This window comes from Gloeocapsa sp. PCC 7428 (assembly GCF_000317555.1).
GTDB lineage: Bacteria > Cyanobacteriota > Cyanobacteriia > Cyanobacteriales > Chroococcidiopsidaceae > Chroogloeocystis.
In genome coordinates, this window is sequence record NC_019745.1 from 35,795 (window position 1) to 55,750 (window position 19,956).

Consider the following 19,956-nt stretch of genomic DNA (forward strand, 5'->3'; position numbering starts at 1 on the left):
ATTACACAGCTAATACTGGCTAGTGCCATGAAACCTTATCACTGGTCGATTTAACTTCGTATGACAGATCCCAACATTGGTCGCTTAATTGCTCAGCGGTATCAACTTCAAGAACTCATTGGAACAGGAGCTATGGGTCAAGTTTATCTCGCCAATGACCTATTGTTGGGTGGTGTACCTGTTGCCATTAAATTTCTCGCACTCTCGATTCAAAACAACAAAATTAGAGTACAGGAACGATTTGAACGCGAGGCTAAAACTTGCGCGCTTCTTGGTCAAAAAAGTATTCACATTGTCCGCGTCATGGACTACGGCGTAGACGAAAATCGAATTCCATATTATGTAATGGAATACTTGCAAGGAGAAAGTTTAAGTGAGATTGTCCGAATACAACCACTCACTTTGACACGGTTTTTGAGTTTTGCACGTCAACTCGGCTTAGGACTTCAAGCAGCACATGATGGTATTCCGGTTGATGGGGAACTTTGTCCGATTATTCACCGTGACATCAAGCCCAGCAATGTTTTAGTCACACCCAACCCTAGTTTTGGGGAATTAGTCAAGATTCTCGATTTTGGGATTGCGAAACTACTACAATCAGATAGTTCTCAAACAAACTACTACTTGGGAACATGGGCGTATTCCTCGCCTGAACAAATTGAGGGTAAGGAACTCGATAATCGGTCAGATATCTACAGTTTGGGCGTAATGATGTTTGAAATGTTAACAGGTAAGATGCCTGTACAAGCAAATACCAACTCGTTTGGTGGTTGGTATAAAGCACATCACTTCCACGCACCGCGCTCCTTTAGCGAAATAAATCCTCGCTTGGAATTACCACAGGCGTTAGAACGTTTAGTCATGCGCTGTCTAGCTAAAAATCCCAGCGATCGCCCCCAAAATATCAATGAGATTCTCCAAACGATTACATCTCTAGAACAACACGAGCCAGTACAATTTACTGCCCAAGATAAAAATATACCAGCTTCCCCGCAGACCAATCTTGCTAGTACGCTTGAGAAGTATTCAATTACTGCTGCGGGTATTGATGAACTACCTTATTGGCCAAAAAATAAACCAATCGCAGATATTGTTTTTCCGCATCCAATCCGCGTACAAAATCAACTAACTGCCACTTTATGGGTAATGCTACCAAAACAAGAGATCGAAAAACGGCTACAAGGTACGCGTTACAACCAATTTTTATTTCTAAATGCTCCGCATCCAATGATTTTATGGCTTACTGTCTTACACAGCCAGGAACATACGCCCAAATGGCTACCCTACTACTTAGACTTGAAATCTTCTCAAGGTATGGAGTTAGCAAAACTCTTACTCGAAACTGGATACTATAAAATTCTATTGTTTACGCGTGAATCTCCGCAGCGTGCGTTTGCTTGTCTGCAAACTGAGATTGCACCTGCACAACGCCAATTATTACAACAGTGGGTTGCTATGAGTCAAAGTGCGGTTTCTACCGCCTCTCCACAGCTTAGCCGCGGTCTTCTAAAAAAAGAGCTAGAAAAAATTAAGCCACAAGTAATTATGAAGTTAGCAGCAGTGGACAGTTGACAGTGTCAACTGCTATATTACAAAAACTTTTTCGTTGCATGGCTATTAATCAACCTCATGAGTCTTCACACAAAAACTTTCTGAAACTCTTACGCCTTTGTGTTGTAGACATTTCAACGCTAGTTATAAATAATGCGACTCTACCTGCAAGCGCTTTTCTTTGTGGTTCGTTTTTTAGGTAGTGAAGTCTGCTTAGAGCCGATTTGAAGTGAAAATTGAAGGCTTATAGTTAATAAATATAGCTTCTCATGCTGCGTAGAAATTTTATGTACTCAACTCAATGAGTTAGTTTTAGCGTTGTATATTCTCGCTGGGGAAATATCCGCGTGGCTTTGTGAAGCTTAGATAGCAGTTGGTTGAATTTCTGACGTTTTTGTTTGTTCGGAGTTGACGCCCCAACACCCCCAGTTCTTTTCCCTGCTGGAACCGAGCAAGAGATGGAGGTCGCCTACTGCGACATTGGGTTGTGTGACTTAAGCCCAGCTACCTCCTTCTAATCCCCAGTGATGCTTCAGCAGTTGCTTGTACGTTGCTTCGCGCATCACCATCTGTTGATAGAGCTTAACCAAGAAGTCTTTGGCTTGCTCGTGGCTCATGTTCTGTACTTGTGTTTCAAAGGAGCGGATACTGAACTGTTGTTCCAAAGAAAGTTCGATCGGCTGATCCATAGCTAACTCCAAACAAGATACTCAAGGTTACTAGTGACTCTTAAAGTAGGAGCAATTGTTGTACTCTCTACATTTAGGTCTATTTTTACAAAATATAACAAATAGTTGACAAGTTGCGCATACTCCCCGATGAATAGTTATTCTAATCAAAAGAAATAGCCTTAACCTCGGTGAATTCCAGGAAGGCTCAAGTTAGTTTTATCAAGTTACAAAAAGTAAAAATGCTCAGATTGAACAACTGTTAAGTATATATACCTAAAACATTCTGAATTTCAGGAGAAAAACGATTAGCTACACTGATATTTGCCAAAAGACTGCGATCTTCAGGAGTATGGATACCGAACGAAAATCTTTACTCAAGTTCAATGATCGCTACGGTGATATTATCATGCCCACCGCTTGCTAAGGCAGCTTTCAATAAGGCAGCCGTTGCTTTCTCGATCGCAGGGTTTGATTGAAGATGAAAAGCAATTTCTTCGTCAGCGAGTTCTTCTGTCAATCCATCTGAGCATAGCAGCAAGCGATCGCCACTTTGAACGTTGAGCGTTTGCAGGTCAATTTGATCTAGCTCCTCGCGACCCAAACAGCGCAACAGAATATGTCTCCAGGGATGCGCGCGGGCTTCTTCTTGCGTAATATCACCTTGGTGCAAAGCCATATTCACCCAAGTATGGTCTGCGGTGATTTGTTGTAGTGCTGCACCACGAAACAGATACAGGCGCGAATCACCAACGTGCGCGATCGCGGGCTGTTGGTCGCGAAAAACGACAGCGACGGCGGTTGTTCCCATATCACCGCATTGCGGCTGTAATTGTTGTTCTCGAACAATCGCAAGATTAGCCTGCTTAAAAGCATTTTCTAATAAGACTTTCGTTGCGAGATCGCTCTTCCAATGTTGCAATAGATAATCGCGAATAACTTGTGTTGCAATACGACTCGCCTCTTCGCCGCCTGTATGACCGCCCATACCATCAGCGACAATAAAGAATCGCCCTTCCGGATCAATGTAGTAAGCATCCTGATTCGAGAAGCGTACCAACCCTGGGTTACTAAGACCCGTGAAGCGCAGTTTCATAGTTGCCTGAGAAAATATCAATACATTCGGTCGTATCGGTCAAGGCGGATGAGCAGTCGAACAAGCGCTACCCCTACTACTGCGGCGATCGCCGCAGCAATGATTGCCAGCCATATATAATGATTGACGAATAATAGCGTAGCGGACAGGGTAAAAGCACTGATAATTATCGTGTAGTTTGTTCCTAATTGCAGGTTACTTTGCCGACGTAATAGCCGCTCGGTTTCGATTGAACGTACGCGCACGCGAATATCACCCCGTTCTAGCTTTTCTAGTGTATCCTCTAGACGTCTTGGCAGTCCGAAGGCAGTACTACCTACCTGTGCTGCTTGGCGACCTAATTCGTTCAGAAAGCTATTGCCTTCAATACCATTGCCGTTAGTCATAAGATCCATCGCAAAAGGTCTAGCAACTTCCATAAAATTAAATTCTGGATCTAAGCCCTTACCGACACCCTCTAATGTTGAAAATGCCCGCATCACAAACGTAAAAGTTGCCGGAAAGCGAAAGGGCTGGTCGTAAGCAATTTCGTATAGATCGTCACTAATTGCCGCCACCGATTGATTCTCAAATGGCTTATCCATAAAGTGATCGAGCATATACTGAATCGAGCGCCGTACAGGACCCATATCATCAGTGGGTGCCAGTGCTCCCAATGCTACTAAAGAATCCATCACTTGTTGTGCGTCTTTTTGGGCAATACCAAACAGCGTTTTCATGAGTTGTTCGCGCACGCCCGTTTTGATCTGCCCCATCATGCCGAAATCGTAGAAGATCAGCGATCCCTCTGGACTGACCGCAATATTACCTGGATGGGGATCGGCATGAAAGAAACCATCATTGAGTAGCTGTTGTAAGTATGCTTCAGCACCTTGACGCGCTACCAATTTTCTGTCGATTCCTGCGGCTTCTAGTGCTTCATAGTGGCTAATCTTAATTCCAGGTACGTATTCTAGAGTCAGTACTCTGGAAGACGTGTAACGCCAATAAACTCTGGGGACTTTTACCCAATCGTAAGCGCGAAAATTGCGCCGAAAAGTATCCGCATTCCGCCCTTCATTGATATACTCAATTTCCTCCCACAAAATGCGGCAGCACTCTTCATAAATTCCAATCCAATCGCGACCGCGCCCCCATTTAGGATGATTTTGGAAGTATTGCGTAATTCCTCGGAGAATTTTTAAATCAATTTCAAAAAGCTTGCGTAATCCTGGACGCTGTACCTTAACAACAACGATTTCGCCTGAGTGCAGTTGTGCTTTATGAACTTGACCTAAGCTCGCGGCGGCGATCGGAATCGGTTCAAAACTTGTGAAGAGTTCAGGAAGTTTTTTGCCGAGTTCTTGCTCAATAATTGTTTCTACTTGCGCGTAACTAAAGGCGGGTACTTTGTCTTGCAGCTTAGCAAGTTCTTCGACGTATTCACTCGGAAACAAATCTGCACGCGTCGAAAATAGCTGACCTACCTTAATAAAAGTCGGTCCCAAGTCTAGCAGCTTATTGCGAATCCAAATAGCCTGGCGTTTGCGTCGCGCACTCCGCTTGGCGTCAGTAACTCCACCTGAATAACTCCATGATTTATTGTTGTACCAAAAACCAGCCAGCAATCGAATCACAAACAGCCAGATGTCAACAAAACGGCGTTTGCTTGAGTAATTTTCCCGATTCCAACGGTAGGACTTTTCTTTATAGCCCGTCTCCAGATTATTGGTATACCGTAGGGTTTTCACGGAGTCAGCAGGAAGAACAGACACTCAATGTTCCTAAGTTTGTTTGCTAGAAATTCTTCAAACGTTTACAGGGAATTTTTAGTCAAATTATGACTGAGATAAGCGTATTTTCGCCTCTACCCTGCGAGAGCTACAACTTTTTAGGTTTAGTTGCTTGTGCCAGAATTACTGCGATAACGCTGTATTTCTGTACGTAATAAGGCAATTTCGGCGCGGAGGTCGTCAATCATTGCCTGTGTATCTACAGGTTGGGTATCTGGGGTAACAATTGTCGTTGTCGTTCTACCTCTGGTGGTCATTTCCATTTCCCGATTAGCCCGTTCCATGACTTCATCCGAAAACTGGCGCATTTGTTCTCTGAGTTCGGCATCGAGTTTACCTAGTTCGCTGAGCGCGTCTGTTAAGGTATTTTCTAGCTGCTCGTTGAAAATTTCAGCAACGGCTCTACCGACAAAAAAAGCTTGGACAAAAGGATTACTCATAAATATTTTTTTACATGCATCCGCAAAAATTATAACTTGCCTGTCTGCTCTACTGCTGCGGAGTGTGAGGAATAGATCGTCTTAAACAATGATCAATAAACGATAAGCTTAGCTTATTTTTTGTTGTGGGTAGCGGTTTTTGACAAAGGCGATCGCCCACTTGCGGAGTTCTTCAGAATTCGTACTGTGGTTAATCTTACCATCGAGCGTTGCGGCTAGTAACTCGTCTAAAATGATGCGGTACAGCGGTCCAGGTTTGTAACCCAAAGCTTTTAGGTCATTGCCGTTCAATGGTGGCTCAATTAGCCTCCACGAGTTAAAATACTGCCAAATTAACCGTCTCACACGACGATTGGTGCGGATAGCGATTAAAATCAGCGTTGGTGTATCGTAGCGACGAAGTAACTGTACCACTTGACTGGGTTGCTGATAGGAAAGTAACAATTCCTCAATTTTGGTTTGTGCCTCGCTTAATGATGCAAGGCGTTTGATACTATCATCAGGAAGTTGTAAATTTGTCGCGACCTGCGCGCGGTATTCGGGTGATATGTGAGCCACGATCGCTTCGAGTCGCAGTAGCCAATGATGTAGATTTTGTTGCCAGTCAAGTTTTTGTTGTAAACAGCGTTCTAGCAAACGCAGTTGTCGCCACAATTCGCGATCGGGTTCTAAAGTTGGGTGGATACACTTGAGTGCGCCTAAATCAGAAAGAAGCTTCAACGCCCGCTTCCAATAAGGTGCTTCTAAGATATATTTCAGTTCGCCTTTAAGACGCGTAGACAGTGCAGGCGTATCTCCTTGCACGCGGTTGTAAATACCACTAGCGATACAGTAGCGGATATAGCTTTCCGTTTCGGGTTCAATCGTAAAATCTAGCCGTACAGCAAACCGCACCGCCCGATAAATCCGCGTGGGATCTTCAATAAAACTGTTAGCGTGGAGAACACGAATTTGCTTGGCTTGAAGATCGAGAAACCCGCCAAAGAAATCTAATAACTCTCCGGCGCGGGGCGATGTTAGCCGAATTGCTAAAGCGTTGATCGTAAAGTCTCGCCGATACAAGTCTTGACGAATCGAACTCGCTTCAACTTCGGGATTAGCTGCTGGGTAAGGATAAAACTCGGTTCTGGCTGTGGCAATATCTACCCATAAAGAATCAAAAACTGGGTCTTTGTGCCATAAAAGTGCTGCGGTTTGAAACGCGCCGTGAACTTCTAAGCGGACATTGGGGTAAATTTGCTGTAATTCTTGGGCAAGTTGGACACCTGCACCGATACCATTGTTGGCAACAGGACCATCTACAACTAAGTCAATATCAGTGAGAAGTGAAGAATTATGATTGAAGGTGCTTTTGTCTGAACCGTACTTGTCATGCCGAAAGTAGGTTAGCAGTAAGTCGCGTACTGCACCACCAACAAGATATAAATGCCAGCCGCGTTGCGAAGCGTGGGTTGCGGCTTTGATGAGTAATTCCCAGAGTTGCGGGGCTAAGCGATCGCGCAAAAGTTGATACGCGCCTTGTCGGTAGTTGGGTAAAATGCTATCCCTAGCCGTTTGTTCCCTGCTGGTTTCTTCTTGATGAATTTCGCGCAGCACATCAGTACGCGTCACAATTCCCACTAGTTCACTGTTATCTAAAACGGGTAGCCGTCCAATGTCGTAAGTCACCATCAGTGACTCAATTTCGGGTAGTGTTGTTGTTGGAAGAATTGTTTTAAGATTCGTTTTCATGTATCCCTTAACAGGTGCATGACTAAAGCCATGATGCAGCGCAATATCAAGATCGCGGCGAGAAACAATACCAACAAGTTGACCGTCAGAATCAGCAACGCATAAGCCTGAATGCCCGTAGCGTAAAAGAATCCGCTGTGCCTCACCAATCGTCGTTTCAGGGCGAATTGTGCGCACAGGTGAAGACATTAAATCGCGGGCGATCGGTGGCTGGGGAGTTTGTTTTTTTAGCTTGTTTAAGATTGCTGTCAAAGTTTGTTTGACATCGACACTGCGTAGCGAAATTGATGCGGCTTGCGAATGTCCGCCACCACCAAATTCTTGAAAAACTTCATTGAGGTTCGTTCCAGGAATTCGCGATCGCCCGATAATCGTCAAGCGTTCGTCGTCTATATGCTGTGCAGCTAAAATGAGTGCATCGCTTTCGGTAATTTCCATCAGCTGCGAAGCAAGGCTGGATAAGCCCATGACATAACCTGTGGTTTCTAACAGTACCCAAGCTATGTTGTAGCCGCTGATAACTTCGGTTTGCAGGTCGGCTAAAGCTGTTGTCAGTAATTCTTGTAACTCCGGTGATAATCCAGGATCGATATAATCGCGAATGACGCGTAAATTTGCCCCTTGGTTCATTAACCATGATAAGGCGATCGCATCGCGGGCGGTTGCTTGGGCAAAAGTCAGCGATCCGGTATCAACATGAATCCCTAATGCCATCACTGTGGCTTCAATTGAGTTGACACTGATGTTGTGTTGTTGTAATTCTTCGACGACTAAAGTTGTCGCTGCGCCGACAGGTGCAATTTGAATTTGTGTCGCGGGAATATCCGTTGCAACATCTACGTGATGATCGTATACGCGAATGGCTTCTAGTTGCGGTAAATTTAACCACTCGGCTGCTTTACCTAAGCGATCGCGCTTTTGTGTATCTACTACGACTAAAGAACGAATTTGTTCGGGATGAACCGCACGGCGTTCAATTAACGGATACTCGTCGCGATGTAGCGCTAAAAAATCACGCACCGCCGGATGGCTACCACCTGTTAACACGATTTTTGCCCCAGGAAGCAACCGCGCGACGCCGACAGCTGCACCCAGTGCGTCAAAATCTGCTGTTGTATGACACAAAATTAAGTCCATATTTTATCAGAGGGGCAAGGCAGTACCTTGCCTGTAAGGGTCAGGGAAAGAAGAATGATGAGGGCTTAAAATGTCCTAACAGTATTGACCACATTGCTATGAATTCAAGCAGCGGGGCTACGATCTTATTGTCGTGCTTGGCAGTTGCTTTGATGTTACCTAAAGCGATCGCCTTTCTGATAGCGTACAAATAAGGAATAATCAAAAGTATAGTCAGCTTTACGCTCAACAATTTTGTTCACCTTGTTGCTGTTTTGGGAGAAGCACCAATGCTCACAATTTTATTTCAAATTGCTTTAGTTGCTTTGGTTATCATGTCATTTGCTATGCTAATTGGCGTTCCAGTTGCTTACGCTACGCCGCAAAACTGGGTTGAATCCAAAAAACTACTTTGGGTAGGTTCAATCGCTTGGATTGGTCTAGTCTTTTTAGTCGGCGCGCTCAACTTTCTCGTTGTTTAATCGTGCGGCAAGATTCTATTAGCAATATCAAGATACACTAGTACTCTGTGGGGGCAATGACTATATTGCCCCTATGTTGTCAAAGTAGCGTTGCACGAAGACAAAGCAGCAGATTTCATGAAGACATAAACGTATGAGATTTTAATTATAGTTATGGCAGTTTTTGAGGGTACTTTTGCGCAAACTGAGCCATTACGCTTGGCAATAGTCATTGGGCGATTCAACGATTTAATTACGACTAAGTTACTGGAGGGATGCCAGGATTGCTTAAAACGTCATGGTGTTGACGTCAATCCGCATGGCAATCAAGTAGATTATGTTTGGGTTCCTGGAAGTTTTGAAGTTCCAGTCGTCGCGCACCAACTCGCACAATCGCGGCGCTATGATGCAATCATTTGTTTGGGGGCGGTGATTCGCGGGCAAACTCCACATTTTGATTACGTTGCTGGTGAAGTGGCTAAAGGAATCGCCGCCGCTGGCTTTCAAACCGGAGTTCCTGTTGTTTTTGGCATTTTGACGGCGGATACGATGCAGCAAGCGTTGGAAAGAGCAGGCATCAAAAGTAATAAAGGCTGGGATTACGCAATGAATGCCCTAGAAATGGGTAACTTGATGCGTCAACTGCACTCGCGACTCGAAGTCGAATCATATCGAGATTCGCAACTACCTGTAGCCCTCAGAAGTGCGCAAGCGCCAGATGTCTCTGTTGCTCCCGAAGCAATGGGTTAGAAGTATTTGCTTAGCGATTAGCAATTAGCTGATCGCTCACAATGGGGGTTGACAAATTGCGGTTAACTTGCGAAGATAAGAATTGCACAAGTTTTGCGGGTATAGCTCAGTGGTAGAGCGTCACCTTGCCAAGGTGAATGTCGCGCGTTCGAATCGCGTTACCCGCTTAAGTAGAAGACAAAATCATACTACCCTAGATATTTGTATTGAGAGGTTTAGCGATCGCATCAAGCTGTAACGTAGTTTTTCTATGAGTATGATTTCACTCTTTTTTAACGACATAACTCTTTTGCAGAACTCTGACATGACGAATTAAGACTGCCAAAGGATTTATCCCCCGCGTCATTAGCCAAAGTATCCAGCAAATAGCTTTGCATGTGTTGAAGGCTGAGGTTCGAGTCAGCCATTCATGAAACGCGACACGGGCTTCATCGAGTAGCCCGTCATACTCTGGCACTATAGTTGAGTTGTGGAACACGGGTGAGTTAATTCCATGAATTCCGCTCACCTTAGATTTCCCCATCTGAATTCTTTCTAGATAGGAAACTTCAATGTGGTACAAATCGTGATGACACAGGCAATAACCACGCAGCTTTACAACGCCATCTTCTACCTTTATAGGCTCTGTACTAATACAACCAAGTAATTTTTTGATCCGCCCTCCCACCTTCAATTGGCAAGGAGCAGGGATTATAACTAAAATCATCTAATTACATACTCTGTTAGCTGCGAAGCTGTTGAAGTAGAAATCTTTACACAAAAACTCGTAAAAATCTCTTACCTTTAGATGATTATAGGAGAGCAATGCATTCTATCTTGCTCTCTTAAGACAATTTTGTTTTTTGAATTCTGACGTTGGTCTTCAAAGCCTTACAGCCAGATACAGAAGCTGTGACTGGGTAGCACCCGCTTCTCAAGATCTGAAAGTAATACTGGCACGCGGAAAACGCGGAAATGATTGATGAAATGTTGAAAGGCATCAATCAAATGCGTTTGTGCATAGAAGTAAGCTTTTTGCTCGTTGACCAATATTCTACAATGCAGCGATCGCCAGAAAATTTAACTAATGTAAACTGCTACAAGCATAGACTTACGCAAGTTTTGCAGGTACGCCACCTTGTCTAGGTGAATGTTGCGCGCTTGAATCGCGTTACTTGCTTTTAAAAATTTACACAATGTATTTATTGTAAGGCGCAGGCAAAAACTCATAGGATAGATCGTAGAGTTCGCCGTGAAGTATGACCATGGGGAAGTAAAGTAAAAAATAACAAAAGAAATCAAAAAGCTGACAAGGATAGTTGGTCATCTTGGATCGGATTTAGATACACTCGTGGAATAGCTACTTTTTGCTTCTACTAGTCGTTGTGCAATCTCAAAAGGGAAAAAAAATTGATCTCAGTTCAGACTATCCGTGTCCGTGTCGCAGGCGCGGGCGTTTAGTCCCGATTACGCTGACAGAGGCATTTGGGTGCGATCGCTGTCAGCAACTGTTTGTTGTGGAAGATAAAGGTTACTTATTAGAACAACTTTCGACGACCTACCCGTATAAACGTGCGTGGCGCTGGGTGGGCGGTCGTTGGGTTGTTGCCCAACCACGATTTGGGCAGACGTATTTACCAATAGCTTTGGGCATTATTTTAGTACTACTTGTTGTCTGGCTGCCCTTGGCGCTGAGGTCGGATAATACAAACACAAATATTCTTGTATGGGCAATGGTCGCAGTACTATTAGCTGTATTACCAGCGTTAATGGTATGGCTTACTTATAGACGTTAAATTAGATGATTGATGCTTTTGATATAGCCCCTGATGCGATCGCCGTTGCAAACCGCGCTTATCAAGCTTCCTTAACCTTGGGTACTACCAAGGGAACCGAACGAAGTAGCGCTGTACTAGCAATGGCAAAAGCGCTACAGCATTCATTTGATGACATTTTGGAAGCAAATACGCTGGATTTAGAAGCTAGCCGCGAAATGGCAGTCCCCGATTTAATTTTGGAGTGGCTAAAACTAACACCGAAGCGTTTGCAAGCCGCAGTAGAAATTTTAGAACGTCTTGCGGAATTATCCGATCCGATTCGGCGCGTGCGCAATGCTGATTATCAATTACCAGATTCACAAACGTATTGCCAACTTATGCCGCTGGGGGTTATTGCGTTAATTTATGAGGCATTTCCTGAGTTAGCAGCGATCGCAGCGGGATTGTGTATCAAAACAGGTAATAGCTTAATTTTAAAAGGCGGTAGCGAAGCAAGTAATTCTAATGCAGCAATTGTGAATGCTTTACAGCTAGCACTAGAAGAAACAGGTTTACCGCATGGATGTTTAGATTTATTACCGGTAGATCGCGGTGGGATCGTCCGCGATTTAGTGACGCAAGACCAGTATTTGAATCTCGTGATTCCCTATGGTCGCCCTAGTCTAGTACAACAAGTTGCTAAAGTCGCAACCGCCCCAGTATTGCGTTCAGCAATGGGTAACTGTTATCTTTACTGGTCAGCGTCAGGAACTCTAGATATGGCGCGGACAATTATTTTAGATAGCCATCAAAGCGAACCCGATCCTGTTAATGCGATCGAGAAAGTCCTCATTCATCGTGCAAGTAAGCCTTCGTATTTAGTGAGTCTTTGGAATAACTTGCAAGAAAAGGGTTTCAACATTAAAGGTGATGCGGAATTAGTCGCAGCATTTCCAGAGTTACAGCTAGCTGCGGAATCGGACTGGGCAAATCCTTACTTGGATCGAACCGTGGCGTTTAAGGTTGTCGATCACTTAGAGGAAGCGATCGCATGGATTAATCGGCATAGCAGCGGTCACGCTGACTGTATCGTCACCGAATCTTACCAGGAAAGCCGCCACTTTGCCTTAGGAGTGAATAGCGCCTCAACCTATATCAATGCTTCTCCACGCTTTTCGCGGAATCCAGCGCAAGGCGATGCTGTATTTTTGGGTATGTCCAATCAAAAAGGACAACGGCGAGGTTTTATTAGCTTAGAAACGCTAACAACCGTCAAACACATTGTTCAAGGAAACGGAAAATTTTAAATTAGATTTTTTAGGGAAGTTGTTGCGAGTACATCACCATCATAAATATTGTGACTCCTAATCCACAGATGAGTAGTAATAGAGAACCCCAACTTGCTGAATGTTCTGTCATCTGTTGCCATACTCGATTGCGAGTTGCCATAGAAAAAGTCTCCAAATCCCTGTAGTTCTTAATTTATCGTTAAGGGATCGGCGATCTTCAATGAGAAATGAAAATTAACAAGACGGGGATCAACGGGAGATCGGGAGTCAGAAGTCAGAGAAAACCAGTTAACACAATTTATGAGAAAATTTAAATTTGATAGCTGGTGTACTTTAGCTTTGTACCGTTGCCAAAGAATCTTCCTAGCTAGTTCATCTTGCTTACATCTGACCTCCGACCTCTGACCTCTGAATCTCTAGTTCAAGGATTCTTTTGGTGCTAGCTTGACTTTAGTTGCCAGCCCCAAGGTTTGCAGGAATAGAATCGTCATCCATGTAAGATCAATTTCCCACCATTGCAAACCGTGACGCGCAGAGTACTGAAACGCATGATGGTTGTTGTGCCAACCTTCGCCGTAGGTGACTAAAGCGACCCACCAGCAATTTTTTGAATTATCGTTTGATTTGTAGGTACTGTACCCAAAAATATGGCTGGCGCTATTCACAAACCAGGTGCAGTGCCAAACTAGAACAAGGCGGACAAAAATTCCCCAAACGACGAAAGACCAACCGCCGATAAAGTAAAGTAAAAGTCCTAAGGCAAATTGGATAGGAATAAAATACTTGTCGAAGAATTTGTAGACTGGGTCGTCCGCGATGTCTTTGATATAACGGGGAACTTCAGATTGAATCGGTGTGTGGAATAACATCCAACCTATGTGACTCCACCAGAAGCCTTGATTGGAATCATGGGGATCTGGTGTTTGATCCGAGTACAAGTGATGTAAACGATGTAATCCTACCCAGTCAAGCACCCCTCCTTGGCAGGCTAGAGTACCGCAGAAGACAAAGAAATACTCTAACCACTTGGGAGTTTGAAAACTGCGGTGGGTAACTAAGCGATGGAATCCTAATGTAATTCCTAACCCGCCGGTGATCCAGTGGAGTAACAAAGCTAAACCTACAGCACTCCAACTAAAATTGCTAGGCAGTAGGGCAAACGCAGCACCGATGTGAACAAAGGCGATAAAGAGAATAAACGCCCAATTTAGAGGAGGTTTAGTAGAGGTGGCAATGGTCATGCAATTATCTCGTATAGATCTGCTCAATCTCGGTAATAATAAACACCGCCAAGAAAATGAAGTATGAGGTGTTAATAAATGAATAGCGCTGAACAGCTACAAGCAGCCGAACAGGCACTATCTCCGATTTTTTCTGGAATTGACGCTTCAGTCAAGCAAAATTTACAACGCGTGCTGAGTGCATTTCGCAATCAGCGTGTTGGGACGCACCATTTTGCTTCGGTAAGTGGTTATGGTCACGACGACTTGGGGCGTGATATTTTAGATCGCGTTTTTGCAGAAGTCGTGCAAGCCGAAGCCGCAGCAGTGCGGGTGCAATTTGTTTCAGGAACTCATGCGATCGCTTGTGCGCTATATGGTGTCCTCCGTCCTGGTGACGAAATGTTAGCCGTTGTGGGTTCCCCTTATGACACGTTAGAAGAAGTCATTGGATTACGTTCTCCTGGTCAAGGTTCCCTTATTGAGTTTGGCATTCGCTACCGCGAATTATCTCTAACCGACGAGGGAACTGTCGATTGGGGTGCGTTAGCAAGCGCCATTAAAAATGATACCCGTTTGGTGTTAATTCAGCGATCGTGTGGTTATTCTTGGCGTTCGAGTTTAGGAATTGCCGAAATTGAAAAAATTGTCCGCATTGTGAAACAGCAAAACCCCGACACGGTTTGCTTTGTCGATAACTGCTACGGTGAATTTATTGAAGATCGCGAACCAACGGCGGTTGGTGCGGATTTAATCGCGGGTTCGTTGATTAAAAATCCTGGGGGGACAATTGTCACTGCTGGCGGTTATGTTGCGGGAAAAGCCGAATGGGTAGAAGCGGCGGCTTGTCGCTTAACTGCGCCAGGAATTGGTAGTGCGGGGGGGGCGACGTTCGATCAAAATCGTCTGTTGTATCAAGGGTTGTTCCTCGCGCCGCAAATGGTAGGGGAAGCAATGAAAGGTAATCATCTGACGGCGTATGTTTTCGATCAGTTGGGGTATCCTGTGAATCCTGCACCGTTTGCACCCCGCCGTGATGTGATTCAAGCGATTAAGTTAGGTTCGCCGCAAAAGTTGATCGCGTTTTGTCGGGCAATTCAGCAAAATTCCCCTGTTGGTTCTTATCTCGATCCGGTTCCCGCAGCGATGCATGGTTATGAAAGTCAGTTGGTGATGGCGGGTGGGACGTTTATTGATGGCAGTACGTCGGAATTTTCGGCGGATGGTCCGTTACGAGAACCATTTGTTGTTTTTTGTCAAGGGGGGACGCATTGGACTCATGTGGCGATCGCGCTTGAGGCGGCGATTGAGGCGGTGCAGAAAGTTGAGTAGCGGGTTAAGGTGGTGATGACACGGTTGTTGAGATTAACGAACCACATTGGCATATTCCCCGCAGGGGTTGCCAAAGGCTAGGTCGCAAAGATTGTACTGAATTAATAATTACTAGAATTACAAAAGTACTTGATTGGGTTTTGTATTGTGAATGAAGCTATAAAAGTGCCAGCGGAAATATCTTTTAAAGAAGCGATTGATTTGACTCAATTGTTGCTGGATCAAGTTGGTTCTGGGCAATTGCAAGAATCGGAAGTCAAAGCGGTTGTCTCTGATTTGGTGAGAACGCAAAATGGTGCTAGAGGCTTTTTTGTTACTTATTTGACGTCTGATTTACCAGAAGACGATCGCCTCACAAATTCAGTTGTTGAAGCTTTGCGATCGCATCCTGAAACTGTCGCAGAATTGTTAGTGAAGAATGTCGCAATGTCAGCAGCCCAAGCTGTCTATCACCGTCGCCATCACGCTGAGGAAATGGCACAAGGTTCGTTACGAGTTCAACAGCGTACGCAAAAGTTAATTCAATTAGTCAATCTTACCGCTGTCTATCAACACGCTCAGGATTTATTCGATACTGCCACAACTAAAGAAGGGCGCTATCAAGACTTTCTCAATCGCTGGGGTTACGATACTGAACAAAGACAAGTTATGTGCCAAGCACTACAACAAGTCTTATCCCGCGCTAGTTAAGTCGCAACTTCAATATTTTCACCCCATAATTTGCGATTTTTAGCTGCATTAAGGAATCAATTTCTAGAGGTTCTACGCATACAAAAGTAGATTCATTGGAAATTTTCTGACCTCTAGCAAATTCCACTAGCCACTAAATCCAACTAAGAATACAGCGATCGCACCAACGATTGCCAAGATTGACAGGACTAATCCAGCGTTAGGACTGCCTTTGAAGGAATAGTTTTTGTCTTTCATAGAAGTTCCTACGTGTTAAAATTCTATATCTATTGTTACATTCAGTAACTTATCTTTCATAAATGCTAACAAATTAAATAGCAACTAGACTCCTCCTACACCAGGATTAAGCTGAATGAGTACCCAAGTAAGATACGTGCCGATTGGTCCCCAAAGCATATATGGTAGAAGTAACCAAGATGCTGTTGTTGATATCTTACGGACAGAAATGGCGACAACGTAAGCTAATATTGTTGCTAATCCGCCGAAAATCAGCCCGCCAACGAGGCTGCGTAGTTCGACAACAACAGGGCTGTAGAGTGTTGTCAAAAGCGCGATCGCAATATACAAGCCCATGAAGAACCACGGGCGATCGCGTCTTTGACGACGAGATTTTTCCCAAACTAAAATTGCTGAGATTGTGCCACAAATCCAAACAACTGCCCAAATTAGGGGAATTAATGATTCAAACGTTAACCATCCAGGCCGAGTTAAGTTTTGAAACCACGGATCGCGCAGGGAAGTTAGTAGATTTCCTCCAAAAAAAATGGCTACTGAAACGGCAAGTATTATCCATCTAGCTTTCATAATAATTTGGTAACTGGTAACAGGTAATTGGTGTAGTTTAATATTATCTAAGTAGGTGGGCATAATTAACTATCACACGTAAAGTTTGTCAGGTAATAGGTAATTGGTAATGGGTAATAGAGACTATTTCCAATGACCAGTTACCAATTACCAGCCCTTAAGTTATGTTTATTTTTATCCTCTCACTTATTACTTAATTACTCGATTTATTTTTGTTAATAAGCTCTTGAGATACGGTTTTAGCAAAAGTTATAATGTGTTGATTTGGTAGAGATTCATCGGTATTTTGCCATTGCAGTCCTACCATGGTCATTTCTTTTTTTACTTGATTTTGGGTCATTTTGTGTAATCCCTTAATTGGGATAAAAGGATTTTCTTTGCGGTATTCGACTAAGACAACTCTTCCCCCAGGTTTGAGCGCTTTTGTAATACCTTGCATAACTTCATATGGATGAGAAAATTCATGGTATGCATCTACCATTAGAGCTAAATCAATGCTGTTTTCTGCTAGGTTAGGATTAGTAAGAGTGCCTAAGATTGTTTCAATATTAGTAATTTCTGTTTCTTTTTTCAGAAACTCAATAATATCCAACATTTCAGGTTGAATATCGACTGCTAACACTTTTCCATTAGGTAGCCTTTGTGCCATCCGAAAGCTAAAGTAACCTGTACCTGCACCGATATCAGCGACAACATCTGTGGGTTGCAGAACCAGTGCATCTAATACCTTCTGCGGTTGTTCTTCTCTTTCTCTACTTGGACGTTCTAGCCATAGTGCTTCGGTATGTCCCATGACTTTAGCAATTTCACGCCCTTGATAAAATTTGCCAATACCATCAGGGCTATGTATGGTACGATACTGATAAGTTGAGTTGCTATTGACTGATGAAGTTGCTGCAATGGGCGTGCAACTGATCAAAACTGCGCAACATAGGACTACAAGTTGCAATATTTTAAGTTTTAGTTGGTTCCAAAGCATAATTTAAGAAATACCAGCAATGAGTTAAGCGTGGCTTGATACAGTTGCGCGTCTTGTGTTAACGATATCGTCTATCTTGTGGTAGAAACGGCGGTGTCTAGATCTGAACTAATATCAAGAAAAGTAGTTTAGATTACAATCAGGCTACGAAAGCTTATGAATCAAGATAGCGATCGCACAGATAATTTTACTCCGGCAGATGTGACTGAAGCTGAGGAGCAAGAAACAACTCAAGCTGCGGAACAAAAAGCAAGTAGCGTTGCTGATGTCGTTTCACCGGAAACACTTGTTGTTAATGAACCACCACCACAACCGGATTATCCTCGATATCGAGTCAGCCCAGATGAACCGATTAGACTTGCTGATATCAACCCCGATGCTTGCGAACATTACAAAAAAAAGAAAGATGTTGAAAAGGAACTAGAAATCCAAAGAAAGCGACTAGCAGTTTTACAAGAACGCTTGTACGCCGAAAACGAACGTAGTGTGTTGATTGTGTTACAAGCAATGGATACTGGTGGAAAGGATGGTACAATCAAGCACGTTTTTCGAGGAATTAATCCGCAAGGTTGTCAAGTTTGGTCATTTAAAAAGCCTACCGACGAAGAATTAAGTCATGATTTTTTGTGGCGCTATCATCGCCGCGCACCACGTCGCGGGATGATTACAATTTTTAACCGATCGCACTACGAAGATGTGCTAATAGTGCGCGTAAAAGATTTAGTTTCCGAAGAAGTGTGGCGTCAGCGCTATCGCGTCATTAACGAGTTTGAGCAAATGCTAACTCTCGATAATATTGTTGTCGTTAAGTTCTTCTTACATATTTCCAAAGACGAACAACAGCGGAGATTAGAAAGCCGCTTGGAAGATCCGGATAAGCGCTGGAAGTTTTCGATTAATGATGTTAACGAGCGCAAGTTGTGGGATAAGTATCAACAAGCTTACGAAGACGCAATTAATAACTGTTCGACGGCTTATGCGCCTTGGTATGTCGTGCCATCGAATAAAAAGTGGTATCGTAATTTGGTGATTGCACGCGCGATCGCTGATACGCTAGAAGCAATGAATCCGCAATATCCCGCCGCTGCTGAAGGCTTAGAAAGTGTTGTGATTCCAACATAAAATCGCCAGTGAATTGTGGCTAGCTAGGTATATTGCTCATTGTTATCTATTGACTTCTGCTGAAAAATAAATGAGAATGAATTGCATTTACTAGCTAGTTTGTTACTGCTCATACTCATAATTGCTTTGCAGTATCCAAAAAACTGTGACAATCACGATTTCCAACACAGATTATCAAGCACTGTGGCAAGAAAGTAATCCAAAGCCGCAGCAGCCCGATTCTGCGGATCAGTGCGATCGCATTGAAGTATGTCCCGATTACCTCGGTACAGGTTATATTCGGAAAATTCAACTACGTGGTATTGAGCTTAGTATCTTTAACCTTGCTGTACGCGAAGATGTTACTGTCAGGACTGAATCAGGTGGAACAGAATGGGAATTTGGCTTTCAGCTTTCCGGAAATCGTTCGGGTAAGCAGACTGGAGAAAACTTTGTGTCTTGGGGTTGTTTTGAGGAGGAAGCTTGCGATTACACAACATACGCAGGCGAAAGAATTCTTAAGGTAGATATTGCTTTTGCATCTGCTGATGCTTTATCTGGGTTTATCCCCGTTCAAAGTCAGTCATTTCCTCCAGAGTTAATTAAAGCAATTGAGGGATCGAACCGCGAATATTTCTGGAACATTGATAAGATTGGGGTAGCGATGCGCCTAGCGTTAGAACAAACGTTGCACTGCCCTTATCAAGGATGGACTAAGCAAATTTATCTTGAAAGTAAGTGTTTAGAATTAGTCGCGCTCAAACTTGCACAAATTGGCGAAGAACAAAGATTAGGATATTCGCAACCGCTTAAACCTGACGACGTTGAGCGAATTTACCACGCGAGAGATATTTTATTGTGTCATTTAGATCGTCCACCATCGCTACTTGAATTAGCACGACAAGTCGGCTTGAATGACTACAAACTCAAACTTGGTTTTCGGCAAGTATTTGGGACAACAGCTTTTGGCTATTTGCACGAAGTTCGCATGGAGCGATCGCGTCAGTTATTACTAGAAAATCGTATGAGTGTTAAGGAAGTTGCACAGGCGGTAGGATATGCTAATCAAAGTCGTTTTGCGGCGGCATTTCGCAAGCGATTTGGTGTCAACCCTAAGTTATACAGTATTAGTCGTTAAAAAAATCCGTCAAGGGCGCAAAAAAATCCGTTTGGGATTGAGTGCGATCGCTTAAACTTTCATCACTTCCTGTAATCTTCTT

At 43.7% G+C, this 19,956-nt stretch carries 19 protein-coding genes and 1 tRNA gene; 10 read left to right on the top strand and 10 right to left on the bottom strand.

Translation table 11 applies throughout. The features are described 5' to 3' along the window. Window positions 1–60 precede the first annotated feature (60 nt). Entirely contained in the window at window positions 61–1,572 is a 1,512-nt protein-coding gene (locus GLO7428_RS00180; protein ID WP_015186530.1) for a serine/threonine-protein kinase, read from the top strand. Window positions 1,573–2,045: 473 nt separating this feature from the next. Here GLO7428_RS00180 and GLO7428_RS00185 read toward each other — a convergent pair whose 3' ends face one another. From GLO7428_RS00185 to GLO7428_RS00205, 5 genes are all read right to left on the bottom strand, one after another. Then, window positions 2,046–2,240: an NblA/ycf18 family protein gene (locus GLO7428_RS00185; RefSeq protein WP_015186531.1), complete on the bottom strand. Its 195-nt coding sequence runs from the start codon at window positions 2,238–2,240 to the stop codon at window positions 2,046–2,048. A 352-nt stretch (window positions 2,241–2,592) separates the two neighbouring features. Next, window positions 2,593–3,315: a Stp1/IreP family PP2C-type Ser/Thr phosphatase gene (locus tag GLO7428_RS00190; protein ID WP_015186532.1), complete on the bottom strand. Its 723-nt coding sequence runs from the start codon at window positions 3,313–3,315 to the stop codon at window positions 2,593–2,595. 17 nt (window positions 3,316–3,332) lie between these two features. Next, entirely contained in the window at window positions 3,333–5,045 is a 1,713-nt protein-coding gene (locus GLO7428_RS00195; protein ID WP_369792535.1) for an ABC1 kinase family protein, read from the bottom strand. 146 nt (window positions 5,046–5,191) lie between these two features. Next, window positions 5,192–5,527, bottom strand: coding sequence for a DUF6825 family protein (locus GLO7428_RS00200; RefSeq protein WP_015186534.1), 336 nt, complete (start codon window positions 5,525–5,527; stop codon window positions 5,192–5,194). 108 nt (window positions 5,528–5,635) lie between these two features. After that, window positions 5,636–8,395, bottom strand: coding sequence for a CBS domain-containing protein (locus GLO7428_RS00205; protein WP_015186535.1), 2,760 nt, complete (start codon window positions 8,393–8,395; stop codon window positions 5,636–5,638). Between the two features lie 269 nt (window positions 8,396–8,664). Between GLO7428_RS00205 and psbZ the strand changes: the two genes are divergently transcribed. The 3 genes from psbZ (at window position 8,665) to GLO7428_RS00220 (ending at window position 9,752) form a co-directional block, all read left to right on the top strand. Beyond that, window positions 8,665–8,856 carry a photosystem II reaction center protein PsbZ gene (gene psbZ / locus GLO7428_RS00210; protein ID WP_015186536.1) on the top strand — a complete coding sequence of 64 codons (192 nt, stop codon included), beginning with the start codon at window positions 8,665–8,667 and terminating at the stop codon, window positions 8,854–8,856. 153 nt (window positions 8,857–9,009) lie between these two features. After that, window positions 9,010–9,585 carry a 6,7-dimethyl-8-ribityllumazine synthase gene (ribH, locus tag GLO7428_RS00215; protein WP_015186537.1) on the top strand — a complete coding sequence of 192 codons (576 nt, stop codon included), beginning with the start codon at window positions 9,010–9,012 and terminating at the stop codon, window positions 9,583–9,585. A gap of 95 nt (window positions 9,586–9,680) precedes the next feature. Further along, window positions 9,681–9,752 (top strand) — tRNA-Gly (locus GLO7428_RS00220). Window positions 9,753–9,847: 95 nt separating this feature from the next. Here the strand turns inward: GLO7428_RS00220 and GLO7428_RS00225 are convergent. Continuing rightward, entirely contained in the window at window positions 9,848–10,291 is a 444-nt protein-coding gene (locus GLO7428_RS00225; RefSeq protein WP_015186538.1) for a hypothetical protein, read from the bottom strand. Window positions 10,292–10,949: 658 nt separating this feature from the next. On the opposite strand from GLO7428_RS00225, the gene GLO7428_RS00230 reads away from it, so the two are divergent. Further along, the gene (locus GLO7428_RS00230; protein ID WP_015186539.1) at window positions 10,950–11,360 is read left to right on the top strand and encodes a hypothetical protein; all 411 of its coding nucleotides are present in this window, start codon (window positions 10,950–10,952) and stop codon (window positions 11,358–11,360) included. 5 nt (window positions 11,361–11,365) lie between these two features. Then, a complete protein-coding gene (locus GLO7428_RS00235; RefSeq protein ID WP_015186540.1) occupies window positions 11,366–12,628 on the top strand; it encodes a glutamate-5-semialdehyde dehydrogenase in 1,263 nt (420 codons plus the stop codon). A gap of 10 nt (window positions 12,629–12,638) precedes the next feature. On the opposite strand, the gene GLO7428_RS29350 is transcribed toward GLO7428_RS00235, so the two are convergent. Both GLO7428_RS29350 and GLO7428_RS00240 read right to left on the bottom strand, forming a co-directional pair. Further along, window positions 12,639–12,770: a hypothetical protein gene (locus tag GLO7428_RS29350; RefSeq protein ID WP_015186541.1), complete on the bottom strand. Its 132-nt coding sequence runs from the start codon at window positions 12,768–12,770 to the stop codon at window positions 12,639–12,641. Between the two features lie 256 nt (window positions 12,771–13,026). After that, the gene (locus tag GLO7428_RS00240; RefSeq protein ID WP_015186542.1) at window positions 13,027–13,851 is read right to left on the bottom strand and encodes an acyl-CoA desaturase; all 825 of its coding nucleotides are present in this window, start codon (window positions 13,849–13,851) and stop codon (window positions 13,027–13,029) included. Between the two features lie 78 nt (window positions 13,852–13,929). Between GLO7428_RS00240 and GLO7428_RS00245 the strand changes: the two genes are divergently transcribed. Continuing rightward, window positions 13,930–15,162, top strand: a complete 1,233-nt coding sequence (locus tag GLO7428_RS00245) for an aminotransferase class I/II-fold pyridoxal phosphate-dependent enzyme (RefSeq protein ID WP_015186543.1) — start codon at window positions 13,930–13,932, stop codon at window positions 15,160–15,162. 147 nt (window positions 15,163–15,309) lie between these two features. Further along, window positions 15,310–15,852: a hypothetical protein gene (locus GLO7428_RS00250; protein WP_015186544.1), complete on the top strand. Its 543-nt coding sequence runs from the start codon at window positions 15,310–15,312 to the stop codon at window positions 15,850–15,852. A gap of 321 nt (window positions 15,853–16,173) precedes the next feature. Here the strand turns inward: GLO7428_RS00250 and GLO7428_RS00255 are convergent, their stop codons facing one another. Beyond that, window positions 16,174–16,656 carry a TspO/MBR family protein gene (locus GLO7428_RS00255; RefSeq protein ID WP_041918760.1) on the bottom strand — a complete coding sequence of 161 codons (483 nt, stop codon included), beginning with the start codon at window positions 16,654–16,656 and terminating at the stop codon, window positions 16,174–16,176. 193 nt (window positions 16,657–16,849) lie between these two features. After that, window positions 16,850–17,635, bottom strand: coding sequence for a class I SAM-dependent methyltransferase (locus GLO7428_RS00260; RefSeq protein ID WP_015186547.1), 786 nt, complete (start codon window positions 17,633–17,635; stop codon window positions 16,850–16,852). A 156-nt stretch (window positions 17,636–17,791) separates the two neighbouring features. Here GLO7428_RS00260 and GLO7428_RS00265 point away from each other — a divergent pair, with 156 nt between their 5' ends. Both GLO7428_RS00265 and GLO7428_RS00270 read left to right on the top strand, forming a co-directional pair. Beyond that, the gene (locus GLO7428_RS00265; protein ID WP_015186548.1) at window positions 17,792–18,757 is read left to right on the top strand and encodes a polyphosphate kinase 2 family protein; all 966 of its coding nucleotides are present in this window, start codon (window positions 17,792–17,794) and stop codon (window positions 18,755–18,757) included. Between the two features lie 145 nt (window positions 18,758–18,902). After that, entirely contained in the window at window positions 18,903–19,874 is a 972-nt protein-coding gene (locus GLO7428_RS00270; protein WP_015186549.1) for an AraC family transcriptional regulator, read from the top strand. Window positions 19,875–19,956: the final 82 nt, after the last annotated feature.